Below are 18,631 nucleotides of genomic sequence, written 5' to 3'. Positions count from 1 at the left end.
CACCCTGGAAGAACGCGAAGCCTCGCGGCCCCGGCCCAGCCCGGCAAGGTGTTTTGCCTGTCGTTGGCCAAAAATTCACCACTGCTCGGTCTGCCGGTCGACTTCGATCAGCACACTGGAGGACGATCCCACAGTTCAATGCAGAAGGTGAAAACGTGACCGATACCAAGAAGCGCTACCTGCCGATGCTGGGCCATGTGTCCGGAAAACGCAGCGCCGTGACCTGCGCGCTCAAGTGCGACAACGCCTGTGCCAAGGGCGTCTGCAACACCTCGGACAATAACTACTTCCGGGACATCGTCTCCGCCGAGTACTCCCGCCGCCGGATGATGGGGTTGGGTGGCGCCGGCGCGCTGGCGCTGATGTTCGGCGGCGGGGCCGCCGCGGAGGCACAGGTCGGGCTGGCCCCGGCCGCAAAGGCCGGGCGCGGACCGGGCAACCCAAGCAAACTCAAGTTCGACGGCATCAAGGCCGTGCCGAACAACGTGGACGACGTCGTGGTGCCCAAGGGCTACAACTGGGATCCGGTGATCCGCTGGGGCGACCCCCTGTTCCACGGCACCCCGGAGTTCGATCCGGAGAACCAGACCAAGGAGTCCCAGTCGGGCCAGTTCGGCTACAACAACGACTACCTGGACATCATCGAGATCCCGGGCAGCAACGGCAAGCGTGCGGTCCTGTTCGCCAACCACGAGTACACCAACGAGGGCATCATGTTCCCGCCGGGCATGCCCGTCGAGCGCCAGCGCGAGGTAGCCATGGCCGCCCACGGGCTGTCCGTCGTGGAACTGGAGCGCAAGGGCAAGGGCCAGCCGTGGACCTACGTCCGCGGGGCCAAGCTGAACCGCCGCTTCCTGATGGACACCGAATACGAACTGACCGGACCGGCTGCCGGCTCCGACCTGCTGAAGACGCAGGCCGATCCCGCCGGCCGCACCGTACTGGGAACGCTGAACAACTGCGCCGGCGGCACCACGCCGTGGGGGACGGTACTCTCGGGCGAAGAGAACTTCAACCAGTACTTCAAGGTGTCGGCACCAACCGCCGAGCAGCGCCGCTACGGCCTGACCAGCGCCAACCCGTCGCGCGGCTGGCACATCCCGGAGCCGCGCTTCGACACCGACCGGCCCGAGGGCAGGAACGAAGACAACCGGTTCGGCTGGATCGTCGAGGTGGACCCGTTCGATCCCACCTCCACCCCGCGCAAGCACACCGCCCTGGGCCGGTTCAAGCACGAGGGCGCCAACGTGACCATCGCCGCCTCCGGCCACGTGGTCTCCTACTCCGGCGACGACGAGCGCTTCGACTACCTGTACAAGTTCGTCTCCAAGGGCACCTACCGCGAGGGCGACAAGAAGCACAACATGACCCTGCTGACCGAGGGAGACCTCTACGTGGCCAGCTTCAAGGGCAATTCCCCGCAGAACCAGATCGACGGCTCCGGCGTGCTGCCCTCCGACGGCGCGTTCGACGGCACCGGCCACTGGATACAGCTGACCCGCGACGGCAAGTCGCTGGTGCCGGGCATGCGCATCGACCAGGTGCTGGTGTACACGCGGCTCGCCGCCGACGCCATGGGTGCCACCAAGATGGACCGCCCGGAGGACGTGGAGATCAACCCGGCGACCGGCAAGATCTACATGGCCTGCACCAACAACACCGCCCGGACCCGCGCGCAGGTGGACGAGCCGAACCCGCGGGCCAACAACCGCCACGGCCACATCGTGGAAATGACCGAGATTGGCGACCAGACCTCTACCGAGTTCATCTGGCAGCTGATCCTGGTGGCGGGCGATCCGGCAGTGGACGAGTCGGTCTACTTCAGCGGCTACCCGGCCGACCAGGTGCAGCCGATCTCCTGCCCCGACAACCTGGCGTTCGATTCGGCCGGAAACCTGTGGGTCTCCACCGACGGGCAGCCCGGCACCATCCAACGCAACGACGCACTCTTCCGCGTCACGCTGGAAGGCCAGGAACGCGGCAAGGTGGAGCAGTTCATGGCCGTCCCGATTGATGCCGAGACCTGCGGTCCGCTGATCCACGACGACGACGGGATGGTGTTCGTCGCCGTCCAGCACCCGGGCGAGGACGGCAGCTGGGGAGCCCAGCGCTCGCTGTTCCCGGACTACGTCGGGGACGGGCGCCGCGCCAAGCCGGGCGACGCCGCGCTGCCCCGGCCGGCCGTGATCCAGATGTTCAAGGGCAAGAACGGGCACCTCAAGCGCTAGCCCGGCCACGCCGACGGAAGGCAGGCGGCCGCGTCCCTCGGGGCGCGGCCGTCTGCTTACCATGAGGGGGTGACTGCGCAGCTGAGCTCGATGGATACCGCCCGACTGGCCGTGAAGGCCTTGGTCTGGGGCGGAGTGCGCGACGTCGTCATCGCGCCGGGCTCGCGCAGCGCCCCGCTGGCGTATGCGCTCGCCGAGGCCGAAACACACGGCGGCCTGCGGCTGCACGTGCACATCGATGAGCGGGGCGCGGCGTTTACCGCGCTCGGGCTCTCGCTGGGCTCGCTGCGCCCGGTTCCGGTCGTCACAACCTCCGGAACGGCGGTGGGCGAGCTGTTGCCGGCGGTGATGGAAGCCAATCACGCCGGCGTGGAACTGGTGGTGCTCTCCGCCGACCGCCCGGCCGAAATGCGCGGCACCGGTGCCAACCAGACCACGGTGCAGCACGGACTGTTCGGCGTCCACGTGCGCTCGGCCGTCGACATCCCGGCCGGCGACGACCCGACGGACGCCATCCGCACCAGCCTCCTCCACGCGAAGGGCATCCAGCCGGCGGCCGCGACGGACGACATGCTCTCGCTGGCGGCCACGCCGTCGGCGGCGAACGCCGCAGCGACGGCGGCCGAAACGGCGGCGCACCCGGGTGCGGTCGGTCCCGTGCACATAAATCTCGCGTTCCGCGACCCGCTGTTCCCGGATACGGATACGGATACGGATACGGCTACGGATAGGGCCACTGATCACGCCACGGCGCCGGTGCGGGCAACGGACGACGGCGGTGCCCCGGCACCCGCGGCGACGACACTTGGTGCCGCGGCACCGGCGGCGACGGCACGGGACCGGGCCGCCGCCTGGCCCGCGGGCCAGGCGGAACCGCCGATCCACGGGACCGAGGAACGCCGCACCGTGGTCGTGGCCGGACACGGTGCGGGAGCCAGGGCCGAAGCCTTCGCGCGTGCACACGGGCTGCCGCTGCTGGCCGAACCGTCCTCCAACGCGAGGTTCGGCCCCAACGCCATCGGCCCCTACCGCCTGCTGCTGGGCCACCTCGGGACGCAGATCGAACGGGCCGTGGTCTTCGGCCGCCCGACGCTCTCGCGGCCGGTGTCTGCCCTGCTGGCACGGGAGGACGTCCAGGCCGCGCTCTTCCAGCCGGACCCGGTCCCTTGGTACGAGCCCGGGCGCCGCCGCGAACGGGTGATTTCCGTGCCGGCGGACCTGTCGATCTTCTCCGGCCAGGGGCCCGGCGCGTGGCTACGGCTCTGGCGGGAGGCCGCCGATGCGGCCGATGCGGCCCTGATTAAACGCCTGGACGCCGAACCGGAGCTGACGGGCCTGCGGGTCGCACGGTCAGTCTGGCTCCATACCCGCGGCCGGCTGGTGCTTGGTTCGTCCAACCCGATCCGCGACGTGGACCTGGCCGGAACGCCCATCGACATTCCGGACGCTTTCGTGCACGCCAACCGCGGGGTAGCCGGCATCGACGGCACGGTGGCGACGGCGGCGGGCATCGCGCTGGGAGCACGAACCGGAACCCGGGCCCTCATGGGCGACCTGACCTTCCTGCACGACGCCGGATCGCTGCTGCTCGGACCCGGGGAGCCCGAACCCGACCTGCAGATCGTGGTGGTCAACGATTCCGGCGGCGGGATCTTCTCGACCCTGGAACACGGAAAGGTGGGGGAGCACGCGGCGTTCACCTCAACCGTCGAACGCCTCTTCGGCACCCCGCACCGCGCGGACCTCGCCTCGCTGGCGGCTGGCTACGGGGTCCGGCACCGGCTGGTCAAGGACGCGGACGAACTGGACGCCGTCCTCTCCGAGCCGGTGGCCGGGCGGAGCGTGGTGGAGGTGCGCACCGACCGAAGCCGGCTGCGGGCCGTGCACGCGGAAGTGGCGGCCGCCGTCGCGACCGCCACTGCCCGTTTGTTAGGGTGAGCTGCTCAATTTGCTGGGCTGAGCCTGCCCCAGTTAGCTGGGGCGACTCTGCCCAGATTGCTGGGGTGAGCCCGCTCAGAGGACCTTCGAGAGGAACGCCTTGGTGCGTTCGTGCTGCGGGTTGGCCAGCACGTCCTCGGGCTTGCCCTGCTCCACCACTACGCCGCCGTCCATGAAGACCACGCGGTCACCGACCTCGCGGGCGAAGCCCATCTCGTGCGTGACCACCATCATGGTCATGCCCTCGTCGGCCAGCTTGCGCATGACCTCCAGCACGTCACCGACCAGTTCGGGGTCCAGCGCCGAGGTGGGCTCGTCGAAGAGCATCATGTCCGGGTTCATGGACAGCGCCCGCGCAATGGCCACCCGCTGCTGCTGCCCGCCGGAGAGCTGGGCGGGGTAGGCGTTCTCGCGGTTTGCCAGCCCCACCTTCTCCAGGTTCTTCCGGGCGACTTCCATGGCTTCGGTCTTGCCGCGCTTCTTGGCCCGGCGCTGGGCCAGGGTGAGGTTGTCCAAAACGTTCAGGTGCGGGAACAGGTTGAACTGCTGGAACACCATGCCGATCCGGGTGCGGACCCGGTCCAAGTCCGTTTCCGGGTCGGTGATGTCCACGCCTTCCACCAGGACGGTGCCGCTGGTGGGCTCCTCGAGCCGGTTCACGCAGCGCAGCAGGGTGGACTTGCCGGAGCCCGAGGGCCCGATCACGCAGACCACTTCACCCTGGTTCACGTGGAAGTCGATGCCCTTGAGGACCTCGTTGTTGCCGAAGTTCTTGCAGAGGTCCTTGACCTCGATGGCCGGCCTGTCGTGGCGCAGCGATTCTTCAGTCATGGGTTACCGGCTCCTGTTGTTGCGCTTCTCCAGCCAGGCGACCAGCTGGGTGAGCGGCAAGGTGATGATCAGGTACATGAGTGCCGCGGCGACCAGAGGCGTGGCATTGGCGAACTGGGAGACGCCGTCGCGGGCAAAAGTCGTGAGTTCCCGATTGGCCAGGGCCATGCCGGCGATAAAGAGCAGCGACGTGTCCTTGATCAGGATGACCAGCTCGTTGGTCAGCGGCGGCGTGACGATGCGCACCGCCTGCGGCAGCACCACGGAGACCATGGTCCAGCTCGGGTTCATGCCCAGCGAGCGGGCCGCCTCCCGCTGGCCGGCGGGGACGGCCTCGATGCCGGCTCGGAGCGTCTCGGCAATGTAGGCAGCCGAGACGACGATCAAACCGATCAGCCCGGCCCCCGTGCTGCCTCCCGGCGGACGCCACTGGAACGCGATCGGGACCGCGAAAGCGAAGCCGAAGATCACCAGCAGGGCAGGCAGGCCGCGGAACAGCTCGATATAGGCGGTCGCCACCCACCGGTAGGGCGCCACGGGCGAGAGCTTCATGAGCGCCAGGAGGAGACCAAAGAGCAGGCCGCCGACGAAGGCGATCAGGGTGTAGACGACCGTGTTCTTCGCCGCCGTGACGATGATGGTGGGGAACTGCTCACCCAGGACTTCCGGGTTCAGGAAGCTCGTGCGGATGGCCTCCCAATCGGCCACCAAGGCGACGGCGGCGACGGCGGCGATGAAGATGGCGTAAAGGACCCCGCGGAAAAGTCGGCGGCGGGTCGAAGGTTTCACTGGTGATGCCTTCCAGCTGTAAGTCGGCGGCCCCCGTTCCCGCTGCTTCACGCACGGGAACGGGGGCCGGAGGGCTTGCTACTCGGTGAAGTACTTGTCGTAGATTTCCTGGTACTTGCCGTTGTCGCGCAGCGTCGAGAGGGCATCGTTGACGGCCGAGATCAGGGCCTCGGACCCTTCCTTCTTCGCCGCGAAGCCGTAGGACTCGTCAGTCTTGTACTCCTCGACGATGGTGAACTTGCCGTCCTCGGTGTGGCCGATGTTCACCGGCAGGTCCTGCAGCAAGGCGTCGACCTGGCCGGCCTGGATGGCCTGGTACATCTCGGCATCGGACGGGAATGCGACGACTTCGGCGTCCTCCGGGGCGTTCTCGCGGGTGTAGGCCTCGCCGGTGGTGCCCTGCTGGACGCCCACCTTCTTGCCGGAGAGATCGCCCACGGCCTTGATGTCGGAGTCCTTCGGGACCAGCAGCGACTGCAGCGAGTCGTAGTAGGGGTCGGAGAAGGCGATGTTCTTCTTGCGGTCTTCCGTGATGGTCATCGCGCTGGCGCCGAGGTCGCACTGGCCGGCGGCCAGGGTGACGCCCGACTGCAGGGCGTCGAAACCGACGTCCTGGATGGCCACCTCAAGGCCCATCTCCGAGGAGATCTCCGTGATCAGGTCGATGTCGAAGCCCGTGTACTCGCCGCCCTCTTCGAATTCGAACGGGGGGTAGGGGATGTCGGAGCAGACGGTCAGCTTGCCCTCCTGGACCAGGGGCAGCTCGGATCCCGCGCCGGCGGTGCCGGTGCCGCCGTTGCCGCCGGCGTCGTCCGAGCCACCGCAGGCGGTCAAAGCGAGTGCCGCCACGGCCAGAAGGGAGAACCCCTGGACCGCCTTGGATGCGTTTTTGCGCATAGTTACTACCTTTGTCTCGTTGGAAATCCGGCTTAAGTGTAACGGGAATGCCCGCAACACGTGATATGCACCACAGGCTACAGCCATTGCCTATTGGAAAACAGCGTAGTCGGCTGGAGGATGGTTTGCCCCCGGCCGTGCCGATTGTCGGTGAATAGTTATCTGCGGCGCAGGCCGAGCGCCTCGATCATCGGCCTGAACTTGGCCCAGGTCTCCGCCAGTTCGGCCTCCGGATCGGAGCCGTCCACGATGCCGCAGCCGGCATAAAGCCGGACCCGCTGCGGCCCCTCCACCACGGCGCCGCGCAGTGCGATGCCCCATTCACCGTTGCCGGCGCCGTCGGTCCAGCCCACCGGGCCGGCGTACGGCCCGCGGTCCATCTGCTCCAGTTCGCGGATCAGGGCTCCGGCAACCTCGGTGGGGGTGCCGCACACGGCCGCGGTGGGGTGCACCGCTTCGGCCAGCTCCAACGACGACGGCGGCTGCCCGCCGTCGTGCGCCAGCTCGGCCGAGACGTCGGACGCCAGGTGCCAAACGTTGGGCAGCTCCAGCACGAACGGCTCGCTGTGCGAGCTCATCGCGGTGGTGAAGGGCTCGAGTTTGCGGGTGAGCGAGTCGATGGCGATCCGGTGCTCGTGCAGCTGCTTCTCGGAGCCGGCCAGCACGCGCTGGGCGTAGTCGGTGTCCGATTCGCCGGCGTGGCCGTGGGTCCGGGAGCGGTCGAGCGTGCCGGCCAGCACGCGGGCGCGGGCCACATTGTTCTCCACTTTGATCAGCATCTCCGGCGTGGAGCCGATCAGCCCGTCCACGGAGTACGTCCAGCAGTCCTTGTACCGTGCGGCGAGTTCGCGCAGCACCTGGGCGGTGGCGATGGGCGCGGCGAGATTGGCCACCACGTCCCGGGCCACGACGAGCTTGCTCAGGTTCCCGGCCTGGATGCGCTCGACCCCGGCGGCGACGGCATCCATGTACGCCTGCTCCGACACCTGTCCCGGAACGAGGGAGTCGGCGGGATCGGGGCTGCGCTCTACCGAGATCTCTTCCAGCCAGCCCGCGAGCACGGCCTCGGCCGTCTCGGCGCTGAGGTGCGCATCGGCGTCGTACGTCAGATAGGTGAGCCAGGCGCGGTCGCCATCCAGGCCCACGAGCACCTCCGGCACCACCAGGCGGGAGCTGTGGGAGGAGGTGTAGGAGAACGCGAAGGAGCCGAAGGCGACCGGCCCGGTTCCGGGGCCGCCCACCCGGTTGTCGATGTCGGCGGTGGCCTGGATCCCGCGCCACCACGCGGCCGCCCGCCGGAAGCGGTCCGGCCCGCTGGCCGTGAACCGCGCGATCTCGCCGAAGCCGGCGAGCCCGCCCTCGCGCCGCACCCAGCAGAGCACATCGTCGCGCACCAGATACTCCGTGAGCCCTTGGGTGTCGGGCACCGCGGGCCACTCGACCGTGATGCCGCGCAGGGTCCCGCTGGGCAGCTGGTCCGCGGCCTCCGGTTCCGTGCGGCCGGCCGGCGCGGCAGGCCCGGTTCCGGGCAGGCCGGACGAGGGGGACAGGGGGGAGGTCATGGTCATTAAGCCTACTCTGCCCGGCAAACGCCACCGCCCGCGAAAGCCCGGGTTCGCGGGCGGCCGCCGGTCTTTGAGACAATGGCCCAGTGAATCGTGCATCGCTGGAGAAGCGCCCGGATGAAGTAGCCGCCATGTTCGATGACGTGGCGCCGAAGTACGACCTCGTCAACGATGTGCTGTCGATGGGCCAGACCCGCCGGTGGCGCCGCATCGTGGTGGACGCGGTGGGCGCCGAGCGTGGCCAGAAGGTCCTGGATTTGGCCGCCGGCACGGGCACCTCCAGCGAACCCTATGCCGATGCCGGCATCCACGTGGTGGCCTGCGACTTCTCCCTGGGCATGCTGCGCGTCGGCAAGCGCCGCCGCCCCGACATCGACTTCGTGGCCGGTGACGCGACCAATCTGCCCTTCGCGGACAACTCCTTCGATGCCGTGACCATCTCCTTCGGCCTGCGCAACGTCAGCGATCCGAAACTGGCGCTGCGCGAGATGCTGCGCGTGGCCAAACCCGGCGGCCGGCTCGTGATCGCCGAGTTCTCCCACCCCACCCTCCCGGTCTGGCGCACCGTCTACACCGAGTACCTGATGCGCGCGCTGCCGGCGATCGCGTCCAAAATTTCGTCCAACCCCGACTCCTACGTCTACCTGGCCGAGTCCATCCGCGCCTGGCCAAACCAGGACCAGCTGGGCGAGTGGATCACCGGCGAAGGCTGGCAGGACGTGGCCTACCGCAACCTGTCCGGCGGCATTGTCGCCGTGCACCGGGCCGTGAAGCCCGGCCGCGACGAGGCGGCCAACGCCCGGGCGCAGGCCGCGCTGCGGCGCCAGAGCAGCAGGCACACCCTGTAGCCATGTCAGTTCTCATTGTTGGGGCGGGGCCGGCCGGATCCACGGCCGCGTACTACCTCGCCCGCGCCGGCGTGGACGTGACCGTGCTGGAAAAGACGGCCTTCCCGCGCGAAAAGGTCTGCGGCGACGGCCTGACGCCCCGCGCCGTGCGCGAAGTCCAGCTGCTGGGACTGCCGCACGAGGAATCCTCCGGCTGGCGCCGGAACCGGGGGTTGCGGCTGATCGCCGGCGGCCGGCAGCTCGAGTTGCCCTGGCCGGAACTGAGCGACTTCCCGGACTACGGCCTGATCCGCACCCGCATGGGCTTCGACGAGCAGCTGGCCCGTCACGCGGCGGCCGCCGGCGCCGTCGTGCTGGAACGCCACTCCGTCTCCACCGCCCTCCGGGACGAGGCCGGACGGGTCACCGGGGTCCGCGCCAACGTGTTGGACGGGCGCGGACGCAAGACCGGGGAGACCAAGGACTTCTTCGCCGACGTGGTGCTGGCCGCCGACGGCAACTCCACCCGCACCGCCCTGAGCCTGGGCATCGAGAAACGCGACGACCGGCCGCTGGGCGTGGCCGTGCGTACCTATTTCACCTCCCCCCGGCACGACGACGACTGGATGGAGGGGTGGCTGGAGCTCCCCGACGCGGCCGGCAACCCGCTGCCCGGCTACGGCTGGGTCTTCGGCGTCGGCGACGGGACGTCAAACGTGGGCCTGGGCATCCTCAACTCGTCCAAGTCCTTCGGCAAGCTGGACTACCGGCAGGTGCTGCGCGAGTGGACCGCCGGCATGCCGGCGGAGTGGGGCTTCACCGAGGAAAACCAAGTGGGGCAGGTCCGCGGTGCGGCCCTGCCGATGGGGTTCAACCGGACGCCGCACTACAGCCCCGGCCTGTTGCTGCTCGGCGACGCCGGCGGCATGGTCAGCCCGTTCAACGGAGAGGGCATCTCCTACGCCATGGAGTCCGCCCGCTACGCGGCCGAGCTGATCGCCGAGGCGCACGGCCGCCTGTCCGGAACCGGCGGGCAGCTGCTCAGCATGGCCGGCTTCGACGCCGCGATGGCCCGCTACCCGGACATCATCCGCGGGCACTGGGGCAGCCACTTCACCCTGGGCCGGATCTTCGCCCAGCTGATCGGCAAGCCGGCCATTATGAAACTGGCCCTGCGGACCGGAATGCCGGTCCCGCCGTTGATGCGCTTCGTGGTGCGAATGCTGGCCAATTTGACCGACTCGGGCGGCAAGGGATTTGAGGATAGAGTTATTCATCTGCTGGAGCACCTGACGCCGCCGGCATCGAACCAGGCCGGCGGCCACAAACCGGCCGGCCATACCGCCCCCACGATTAGTTAGTGTTGAACAGTGACTGACGCCAAACCGAGTTGGACTCCCGCCGGCCAGAACCCGCCGGAGTCGCCGGAGCTGGATACCGCGACTGCCGCCCTTGCCACCAGCCTGAACCTGCCGGATGGCTTCGCCCCGGTGGCCCAGGACCCCGAGCTCGGTCCCGCGGTTTCCACCGCCCTGGCACGGGTGGAGAAGCAGTTGCGCGCGGCCATCGCACACTCCGATCCGTTCGCCGATGCCACCAGCCGCCATCTCGTGGAAGCCGGCGGGAAGCGGATCCGGCCGCTGCTGACCATCCTGGCCGCGCAGCTGGGCAACGGCTCGGTTCCCGACGTGGTGCAGGCCGCCGTCGTCGTCGAACTGACGCACCTGGCCACGCTCTACCACGACGACGTGATGGACTCCGCGCCGTACCGCCGCGGCGCCCCGACCGCGCACGAGGTGTGGGGCAACCAGGTGGCCATCCTGGCCGGCGACCTGATCTTTGCCCGTGCCTCGCTGCTGGTGTCCCAGCTGGGGCCCGAAGCAGTCGGCATCCAGGCGCGCACCTTCGAGCGGCTCTGCTTGGGCCAGCTGCACGAGACCGTCGGCCCGCGCAAGGACGAGGATCCGGTGGAGCACTACCTCTCCGTGATCGCGGACAAGACCGCCTCGCTGATCGCCACCTCCGGCCAGCTCGGCGCCATGTTCTCCGGAGCCGGCGAACAGGCCGTGAACGTGATGCTGGAATACGGCGAGAAGGTGGGCGTGGCGTTCCAGCTGGCCGACGACGTGATTGACGTGACCGGGCTCAAGGCCAAGTCCGGCAAGACCCCGGGCACCGACCTGCGGGAGGGCGTCCCCACCCTGCCGGTCCTGCTGCTGCGCCAGGCCGCCGCCGACGGCGACGCGTCCGCCGCCGCCGTGCTGGAACTGGTGGACGCGGACCTGACGTCGGACGAGGCCCTGGCCGACGCCGTCTCCGCGCTGCGCGGGCACCCGGTCACCGCCCAGGCCTGGGCCATCGCGGGTGAATGGGCCGACGCCGCCAAGGCCTCCCTTGCCCCGCTGCCCGAGAGCACGGTCAAGGCCGCGCTGACGGCCTTCGCCGAGGCCGTCGTGGACCGCGAGGTCTGACGGGCCGGTCCACCTTGACCATGTCAACCGTGCCGGCGCCGTCCTTCGGGGACTAACGGGTGACCGTAGAACAAGCACTGCTGTCCTTCGCCCTGGTGGCCGGCCTGCTGACCCTGGTGCCCGGGATGGATACCGCCTTGGTGCTGCGCTCGGCCGTCAGCCAGGGCCGGGGCAGGGCGTACGCGACGGCGTTGGGCATCAACACCGGCGCCTTGGCCTGGGGCATCGCGGCCGCGGTCGGGGCGTCGGCCCTGTTGGCCGCCTCGGAAACGGCGTTCACGGTGCTGAAGGCGGCTGGCGCCGCTTACATGGCCTGGCTGGGGTTCCGGATGCTGTGGCGGTCGTTCCGGCAACCGGCCACGCGCCTCGCAGACGCCGGCGCGCCGGCCGCTCCGGCGTCGTACGTCAGGGCGTGGCTTACCGGTGTCGGGACGAACCTGTTGAACCCGAAGGTCGGCGTCTTCTATGTGGCGATGATCCCGCAGTTCATCCCGCCGGGCGTCTCCCCGGCGCTGATGGGCATCCTGCTGGCCCTGGTGCACAATCTGGAGGGGCTGGTGTTCTTCTCGGCCATCATCTGGGGCACGCATGCGGCCCGGAAGTGGCTGCGCACGCCGGCCGTGACGCGTTCCATCGACCGGATCACGGGCATCGTGCTGGTCGGTTTCGGCGTCGCCCTGGCGGCCGAGAGCCGCTGAACCCGCCGGCGGCTCAGTCTTCCTCGTCGTCGTCGTCGCCGAAGACCCACTCGAACATCTCGAAGACGAACTCGCTGAAGGTCGCCTCCTCGCTCTGCCATTGCGGCTTCGGGCCGTTCGTGCGGATCCAGACGATGGGGTCCGGCACATCCAGGTGTTCGGTCCTGAAGCCCCAGTTCGCTTCTTCGTCCATCTCGTCCAAGAACAGCAGGTAGCCGCCTTCGATTTCCAGCTCGTCCGGGTCGAAGAAGAAGTCGTGCGCCTCCATCAGGTCTTCGCAGCCGCCGAGCGCGTGGTAGAACTCCACCAACGCCTGCGGGACCTGGAACTTGTGGGCGCCCAGCAGCCCTTCGAGTTCGTCGTAGGAGATGCCGTCGTCCTCGGTCCACTTCCGCTCCAGGTACTGGGGCACGAGGGCACGGAATTTGTCCACGAACATTTCGGGCATGGTTTCTCCCTGGAACGGTTGATTGGAGGGCTTGGTCCCATCCTATGCGGCGGCACCGACTGTGCTGAACGGCGACGGCGGTGCTTACCCCGCGCGTCAGTCCCGGCGGCGGGTGGCCAGGCCGGGGTAGTCGATGACGATGCCGTCCGAATCCACCACGATCTCGGCGCTGAAGTCCCCGGAGGTGTAGGTGACCGCGGCGGCACCCGTGCGGTCGTCGTGGGCGCGGGAGCCGCTGTAGATCTGCTGTTGGCCGAGCACCCGCAGGCTCGGCATCTCCACCCACGCGACCGTCAGTTCCGCGGCGGCCTCGGCGTCGTGAACCAGGCCCAGCCGCAGGATCGGCATGGTGTTGGTGGCCGGGCACAAACCGAGGTCGCAGTCCACCGCCCCGACCAGCGATTCCGGGTCGGCGATCCCCGGTTCCGGCAGGCCGCTGTCCCCGGACACCCTGGTCGCGGCGCTCCAACTGCCGTCGGGCGCGCGGTCCAGTTCCAGATGCCGGCTCCAGCCCCGCCCGTGGACGGACACCGTGAGGTTTTCGGTGAACCAGTTGCCGGTGGTCGTGAGGGACCAGCTGGCGGCGTAGGCCGCGGTGCGGGAGGCGCCGTGGGCACTCAGACGTTCCGGTTCCAGGTTCAGGGTCGCCGTGTCGGCGCGCTGCGGATCGTCGCTTCCCAGCCAGGTGACCGTCCGGCTTTCGTGCGTCTCGTGTCCCATGCCCCCAGCCTTGTGTCTGCGCCGGGTCTTGGCAAGGGACCGGCCGGCTAGCTCTTCGTCCGGGACACCGAACCCAGCCGCCGCACCGTCAGGGCCAGCCACAGGTGCACCCGGTCCGCGGTGAGGGCGGGATCGTAGCCGGTCAGCTCCACGATCTGGGACAGCCGGTAGCGCACGGAGTTCCGGTGTAGGCCCAGCTCCTCGGCCACGGCCGCCACCGAGCCGTTCAACTCCAGGTAGGCCTGCAGCGTGGGCAGCAGCGCCGCGTCGTGGGCCGCGTCGAACTCGGCCAGCGGGTCGAGCGCCTCGGCCGCAAGATCGGCCAGCGGCACGTCTTCGGAGGCCAGCAGCAGGGAGGTCAGGGACAGCCGCTGCGGCACGTTCAGCCGCTCGCCCCGGCCCACCGCCTCCTTGGCCTCGAAGTAGCTCCAGCGCAGCCCGTTCGCCTGCGCATAGCTGCCGCCCACCCCGACCGTGGCGGAGAAGCCCGCGTTCTGCAGGTACGCACTCAGCTCCCGGCCCAGCGCCTCGCCCGATTCGGCGCCCTGCACCACCAGCACCAGCCGCTCGTCGACCAGGCCGGTGACCACGCCGTCGAACGCGGCGGGCAGCGGCAGCGTGGGCAGCGCGCGGCGCTGGGCGGCGGCCACCTGCACCATGACCACCAGCTGGCGCCGTCCGGCGTCGATCCCCACGTTGCTCAGCCGCAGGGAGGCGTCGCCGCCCTGCAGCACCCCGCGCACCACGTCCAGCAGCACCTGGCCCACGGAGCTGCGGTCGGCCGCGCGGCGGTGCGCCTGGTTGCTCAGTTCCAGGCTGATCAGGCTCTGCGCGTAGTCCACGATGGCGTTGCGCTCGTACGGCTTGCCCAGGGCCAGCGTGCAGCGGTCCTTCAGGCCGGTGGCGATGGGAAGCTCGTGCCAGCTGGTTTCCCCGTCGCCGCCGGTGCCGTACAGCCGGGTGCCGTATTGCGAGAGCACGACGTCGGTGCCCACCATCTCTGCCAGGGTGCGCAGGAGCGCTGGGAGGCCGCCGCCGCCCAACAACGAGGCGGCCAGCGCCTGGTGGTCCTTGAGCAGGTGCTCCAGGCGGTTGTAATGGTCGGCGGAAATGGCGTCGGCGACCATCTTGCTGATCGCCACGAACGGGGTCTCGTAGGGAACTTCGAAGACCGGAAGCTCCAGCTCGTTGGCGGCGGCGAGCACGCCCGCCGGGACCCGGCGGTGCGTCAGCCCGAGCGCGAAGCCCATGCCGACCGCACCGGCCTCGTGCACCCGCTCCACGAAGCGGCGCTGCGCGGCCGCGGTCTTCTGGCGGAGGCCGGTGGTCAGCACCACTTCGCCGCCGGTCAGGAAGGGCAACGGGTCCTCGAGTTCCGTCGAAGCCACCCAGGTAATGGGCGCGTCCGGGTCGCCCTGCGCGGTGCCGACCAGCTTCAGGTGCAGCGCGGGGGAGGCCAAAAGTTTGGCAAGAGTGACAGCCATGCCTTCACTATACGGGCGGCTGTTGTGCAGCTGCACTATTCGCCGGAGGGCGGGGCGGGGCGCTCTCCGGCGCGGGCGGGCGGGCCCCAGGCGTTCGTGCTCTTGCGTTGCGCCCGGGCCCGCACCCGTTTTCGGGGCAGCTGCCCCGCGGCGCTAGGATGGTCCGCGGCGTCACGTGCGTCACACCCCTGCCAGCCCTACACCGTGAGGTCCCTTCATGAGTACCCCTACCCCGCAGGCAGCGTCGGGCGCCAAGCCCAAGCGCGAGATGTGGTCCACCCGCAAGGTGTTCATCCTCGCGGCGATCGGCTCCGCCGTCGGCCTGGGCAACATCTGGCGCTTCCCCTATGTTGCCTACGAAAACGGCGGCGGCGCGTTCATCATTCCTTACCTGGTGGCGCTGTTGACCGCGGGCATCCCGCTGCTGTTCCTGGACTACGCCGTTGGACACCGCCACCGTGGCTCCGCCCCGCTGGCCTACCGCCGGCTGGCGCGCGGCGCCGAAGGGCTGGGGTGGTGGCAGGTGGCCATCTGCTTCGTCATCTGCGTCTACTACGCCGTCATCATCGCCTGGGCGGCGATGTACATGATCTACTCCGTCACCGAGGAGTGGGGGGACGACCCCGCCGGGTTCTTCATGGAATCGTTCCTCCAGGTGAGCAAGGACGTGAACATCGGCTTCGACTTCGTGCCGACGGTCCTCATCCCGCTGGTGGTCGTCTGGGCGGTGGTGCTGCTGGTGCTCGCCGCCGGCGTGCAGAAGGGCATCGGACGGGCGAACATCGTGTTCCTGCCGCTGCTGCTGGTCATGTTCCTGCTCCTGGTGGTCCAGTCGCTGTTCCTGCCCGGTGCAGCCGACGGGCTGAACGCACTGTTCACTCCCGACTGGAGTGCGCTCACGAACACGACGGTGTGGGCCGCGGCCTACGGCCAGATCTTCTTCTCGCTGTCCGTTGCCTTCGGCATCATGGTCACTTACGCGTCCTACCTGAAGCACCGGACGGACCTGACCGGATCCGGGTTCGTGGTGGGCTTCGCGAACTCCGGTTTTGAGATCCTGGCCGGCATCGGCGTCTTCGCGGCCGTCGGCTTCATGGCCTTCAGCGCCGGTGCCGAGGTCGGCGACGTTGCCGCCGGCGGGATCGGGCTGGCGTTCATCGCGTTCCCCACCATCATTTCCGAGGCCCCGCTGGGCGGACTGCTCGGCGTGCTCTTCTTCGGCTCGCTGGTGTTCGCCGGATTCACCTCGCTGATCAGCATCATCGAGGTCATCATCTCCGCAGTCCAGGACAAGCTGGGCATGAGCCGCATCAAGACCACCTGGTGCGTCGGCATCCCGCTGGCGTTGATTTCCATCCTGCTGTTCCCGACCACCACCGGCCTGAACCTGCTGGACGTCACCGATGCGTTCGTCAACAGCTTCGGCATCATGGCGTGCGCCCTCGCGACCGTGCTGCTGGTGACCTACGGATTCCGCAAGCTGCCGCTGCTGGGCGGACACGTCAGCGAGGTCTCGTCCATCAAGCTGGGCCTGTGGTGGCGCATCATGGTCGGCATCATCGCGCCGATCGTGCTCGGCTACATCCTGATCAGCGAATTGATCAAGCGGATCCAGGAAGGCTACGGCGACCCGCCCATGCCCGACTGGTTCGTGAACGTCTTCGGCTGGGGCATGGCCGGTTCCCTGATCGTGGCCGGCTTCATCCTGTCGCTGATTCCCTGGAGCAAGAAGTCGGCAGCCAACGACCCGGAACTGGATGCCCACACCCTGAAGGAGACACAGCCATGAGTACCGCAGCGATTGTCATGCTGATCATTTCCATCCTGACGGTGTGGGGAGGCTTGGCGCTGGCCCTGGTCAACCTCAGCCGCCACCCCGAGGACGAGGGTGCCCTGCCGACGGAGCACGCACCGGAGCTCTGAACCCGCAGCTCGCCGCGGCGGCGTCCTGCGGCCTCCATGCCGCCGGGCGCCGCCGTCGCTCCTTCTGGCCATATGCACGGCAACATTGCGCATCTGCTGTGCGGGGCGCCATAGGCAGCTGCGGGCCGGGAACCGTAATCTCGCTGTAGAGCTCGGCTTCCCGTGGCCCGGCGTATCCGCCGGTCCCCGCGCAGCTGCCGCTGCGATGCGAGTGTGCGGATCCTCCGGGCTGTCCGCGGCATTCCCACCCTCAACGTGAAAGGCACATCATGACCACTCAGACGACCCAGCCCCAGTTCCGGCTGGAGCAGAAGCGCGACGTCTCGGCCGGTTTCCCCGGCCCGAAGTCCGCCGAACTGGCCGCCCGCCGCAGCGCCGTGGTTGCCGGCGGCGTCGCCTCCGGCGTTCCGGTCTACGTGGCCGACGCCGACGGCGGCATCATCACCGATGTGGACGGCAACTCGTTCATCGACCTGGGCTCCGGCATCGCCGTGACCAGCGTCGGCGCCTCCGACCCCGCCGTCGTCGCCGCGGTGCAGGAGCAGGTCGCCAAGTTCACCCACACCTGCTTCATGGTCAGCCCCTACGAGGGCTACATCGCCGTGGCCGAGAAACTGGCCGAGCTGACCCCCGGCGACCACGAAAAGCGTTCCGTGCTGTTCAACTCCGGGGCCGAAGCCGTGGAGAACGCCGTGAAGGTGGCCCGCATCGCCACCGGCCGCACCGCCGTCGTCGCCTTTGACCACGCCTACCACGGCCGCACCAACCTGACGATGGGCCTGACCGCCAAGGCGACCCCGTACAAGTCCAGCCCGGCCGGCAGCTTCGGCCCCTTCGCGCCGGAGATCTATCGGGTGCCGATGAGCTACCCGTACCGCGAGGAAGCCGACATCAAGGGCGAGGACGCGGCCCGTCGCGCCATCACGATGATCGAGAAGCAGATCGGCGCCGAGAACGTGGCCGCGATCCTGATCGAGCCGATCCAGGGCGAGGGCGGCTTCATCGTCCCGGCCGAGGGCTTCCTCCCCGCGCTGGCCCAGTGGGCCAAGGACAACGGCGTGGTGTTCATCGCGGACGAGGTCCAGTCCGGGTTCGCGCGCACCGGTGCCTGGTTCGCATCGGAGCACGACGGCGTGGTGCCCGACATCATCACGATGGCCAAGGGCATCGCCGGCGGCATGCCGCTGTCCGCCATTACCGGCCGCGCCGAGCTGATGGACGCCGTGCACCCGGGCGGACTGGGCGGTACCTACGGCGGCAACCCGGTGGCTTGCGCCGCCGCGCTGGCTGCCATCGACACCATCCAGACCCAGGACCTCAACGCCCGGGCCCGCCACATCGAAGAGCAGGTCATGGGCCGGCTGCGGAAGCTGGCCGAGGAAGTGGACATCATCGGCGAACTGCGCGGCCGCGGCGCCATGCTGGCGCTGGAGTTCGTCAAGCCCGGCACCGGGCAGACCACCAAGGAGCCCAACGCCGAGGCCACCAAGGAGATCGCCGCCGCCTGCCTGCAGGAAGGTGTCATCATCCTCACCTGCGGCACCTACGGCAACGTGGTGCGACTGCTGCCGCCGCTGGTGATCGGCGACGAACTGCTGGCCGATGCCCTGGACGTGCTGGAAGCAGCCATCCGCAAGGTGGCGGCGGCCTAGTTACCCGGGCAGCGTCCGAGCGGGCGGCTGCCGGATCCCCTGGTCATGCGGGCGGGTCCGGCGGCCGCCCGCCGTCCTTTTAAGGCCGTTCCGGCCGCCCGCCCCGTCCTGCTCCCGGCCTGTTGCCGCCGGCGGTCTCGGGTTAGAGTCGGAACCATCA

Annotated in this window: 16 protein-coding genes; 9 read left to right on the top strand and 7 right to left on the bottom strand. The window is 69.1% G+C overall.

The window, feature by feature from the left end; genetic code table 11:
• The first annotated feature begins 185 nt into the window (after nucleotides 1-185).
• Both AC5RVZ_RS05705 and menD read left to right on the top strand, forming a co-directional pair.
• Nucleotides 186-2,228 (top strand): PhoX family protein, encoded by a 2,043-nt coding sequence (locus tag AC5RVZ_RS05705; protein WP_494065494.1) that lies wholly within the window; start codon nucleotides 186-188, stop codon nucleotides 2,226-2,228.
• A 69-nt stretch (nucleotides 2,229-2,297) separates the two neighbouring features.
• Nucleotides 2,298-4,166 (top strand): 2-succinyl-5-enolpyruvyl-6-hydroxy-3-cyclohexene-1-carboxylate synthase, encoded by a 1,869-nt coding sequence (gene menD / locus AC5RVZ_RS05700; RefSeq protein WP_494064831.1) that lies wholly within the window; start codon nucleotides 2,298-2,300, stop codon nucleotides 4,164-4,166.
• Between the two features lie 75 nt (nucleotides 4,167-4,241).
• On the opposite strand, the gene AC5RVZ_RS05695 is transcribed toward menD, so the two are convergent.
• The 4 genes from AC5RVZ_RS05695 to AC5RVZ_RS05680 form a co-directional block, all read right to left on the bottom strand.
• Complete coding sequence (locus AC5RVZ_RS05695) at nucleotides 4,242-4,997, bottom strand: amino acid ABC transporter ATP-binding protein (protein ID WP_494064830.1); 756 nt, start codon at nucleotides 4,995-4,997, stop codon at nucleotides 4,242-4,244.
• Between the two features lie 3 nt (nucleotides 4,998-5,000).
• Nucleotides 5,001-5,786, bottom strand: a complete 786-nt coding sequence (locus AC5RVZ_RS05690; RefSeq protein ID WP_494064829.1) for an amino acid ABC transporter permease — start codon at nucleotides 5,784-5,786, stop codon at nucleotides 5,001-5,003.
• A 78-nt stretch (nucleotides 5,787-5,864) separates the two neighbouring features.
• On the bottom strand, nucleotides 5,865-6,683 hold the full coding sequence (locus AC5RVZ_RS05685) for a basic amino acid ABC transporter substrate-binding protein (protein ID WP_494064828.1): 819 nt from the start codon (nucleotides 6,681-6,683) through the stop codon (nucleotides 5,865-5,867).
• A gap of 158 nt (nucleotides 6,684-6,841) precedes the next feature.
• On the bottom strand, nucleotides 6,842-8,245 hold the full coding sequence (locus AC5RVZ_RS05680) for an isochorismate synthase (RefSeq protein ID WP_494064827.1): 1,404 nt from the start codon (nucleotides 8,243-8,245) through the stop codon (nucleotides 6,842-6,844).
• Between the two features lie 89 nt (nucleotides 8,246-8,334).
• On the opposite strand from AC5RVZ_RS05680, the gene AC5RVZ_RS05675 reads away from it, so the two are divergent.
• Genes AC5RVZ_RS05675 through AC5RVZ_RS05660 form a run of 4 tightly spaced genes read left to right on the top strand, consistent with a single transcriptional unit; the run spans nucleotide 8,335 to nucleotide 12,244 of the window.
• On the top strand, nucleotides 8,335-9,096 hold the full coding sequence (locus tag AC5RVZ_RS05675) for a demethylmenaquinone methyltransferase (RefSeq protein WP_494012802.1): 762 nt from the start codon (nucleotides 8,335-8,337) through the stop codon (nucleotides 9,094-9,096).
• A 2-nt stretch (nucleotides 9,097-9,098) separates the two neighbouring features.
• Nucleotides 9,099-10,436, top strand: a complete 1,338-nt coding sequence (locus tag AC5RVZ_RS05670; RefSeq protein WP_494064826.1) for a geranylgeranyl reductase family protein — start codon at nucleotides 9,099-9,101, stop codon at nucleotides 10,434-10,436.
• Nucleotides 10,437-10,445: 9 nt separating this feature from the next.
• Nucleotides 10,446-11,546 (top strand): polyprenyl synthetase family protein, encoded by a 1,101-nt coding sequence (locus AC5RVZ_RS05665; RefSeq protein WP_494064825.1) that lies wholly within the window; start codon nucleotides 10,446-10,448, stop codon nucleotides 11,544-11,546.
• A gap of 59 nt (nucleotides 11,547-11,605) precedes the next feature.
• Entirely contained in the window at nucleotides 11,606-12,244 is a 639-nt protein-coding gene (locus tag AC5RVZ_RS05660) for a LysE family translocator (protein ID WP_494064824.1), read from the top strand.
• 13 nt (nucleotides 12,245-12,257) lie between these two features.
• Here the strand turns inward: AC5RVZ_RS05660 and AC5RVZ_RS05655 are convergent, their stop codons facing one another.
• From AC5RVZ_RS05655 to AC5RVZ_RS05645, 3 genes are all read right to left on the bottom strand, one after another.
• Nucleotides 12,258-12,692 (bottom strand): hypothetical protein, encoded by a 435-nt coding sequence (locus AC5RVZ_RS05655; RefSeq protein WP_494064823.1) that lies wholly within the window; start codon nucleotides 12,690-12,692, stop codon nucleotides 12,258-12,260.
• Between the two features lie 96 nt (nucleotides 12,693-12,788).
• Complete coding sequence (locus AC5RVZ_RS05650; RefSeq protein ID WP_494064822.1) at nucleotides 12,789-13,412, bottom strand: putative glycolipid-binding domain-containing protein; 624 nt, start codon at nucleotides 13,410-13,412, stop codon at nucleotides 12,789-12,791.
• A gap of 47 nt (nucleotides 13,413-13,459) precedes the next feature.
• Nucleotides 13,460-14,896 (bottom strand): PucR family transcriptional regulator, encoded by a 1,437-nt coding sequence (locus AC5RVZ_RS05645; RefSeq protein ID WP_494064821.1) that lies wholly within the window; start codon nucleotides 14,894-14,896, stop codon nucleotides 13,460-13,462.
• A gap of 217 nt (nucleotides 14,897-15,113) precedes the next feature.
• On the opposite strand from AC5RVZ_RS05645, the gene AC5RVZ_RS05640 reads away from it, so the two are divergent.
• The 3 genes from AC5RVZ_RS05640 (at nucleotide 15,114) to gabT (ending at nucleotide 18,471) form a co-directional block, all read left to right on the top strand.
• Nucleotides 15,114-16,685 (top strand): sodium-dependent transporter, encoded by a 1,572-nt coding sequence (locus AC5RVZ_RS05640; protein ID WP_494064820.1) that lies wholly within the window; start codon nucleotides 15,114-15,116, stop codon nucleotides 16,683-16,685.
• On the top strand, nucleotides 16,682-16,819 hold the full coding sequence (locus AC5RVZ_RS05635; protein WP_494064819.1) for a methionine/alanine import family NSS transporter small subunit: 138 nt from the start codon (nucleotides 16,682-16,684) through the stop codon (nucleotides 16,817-16,819). The genes AC5RVZ_RS05640 and AC5RVZ_RS05635 overlap by 4 nt, the downstream gene beginning before the upstream one ends.
• Nucleotides 16,820-17,088: 269 nt before the next feature.
• Nucleotides 17,089-18,471, top strand: a complete 1,383-nt coding sequence (gabT, locus tag AC5RVZ_RS05630) for a 4-aminobutyrate--2-oxoglutarate transaminase (protein ID WP_494064818.1) — start codon at nucleotides 17,089-17,091, stop codon at nucleotides 18,469-18,471.
• The last annotated feature ends 160 nt before the right edge of the window (nucleotides 18,472-18,631 follow it).

Source organism: Arthrobacter sp. Cza30 (assembly GCF_059090765.1).
This window is presented reverse-complemented; position numbering and strand designations above follow the sequence as displayed.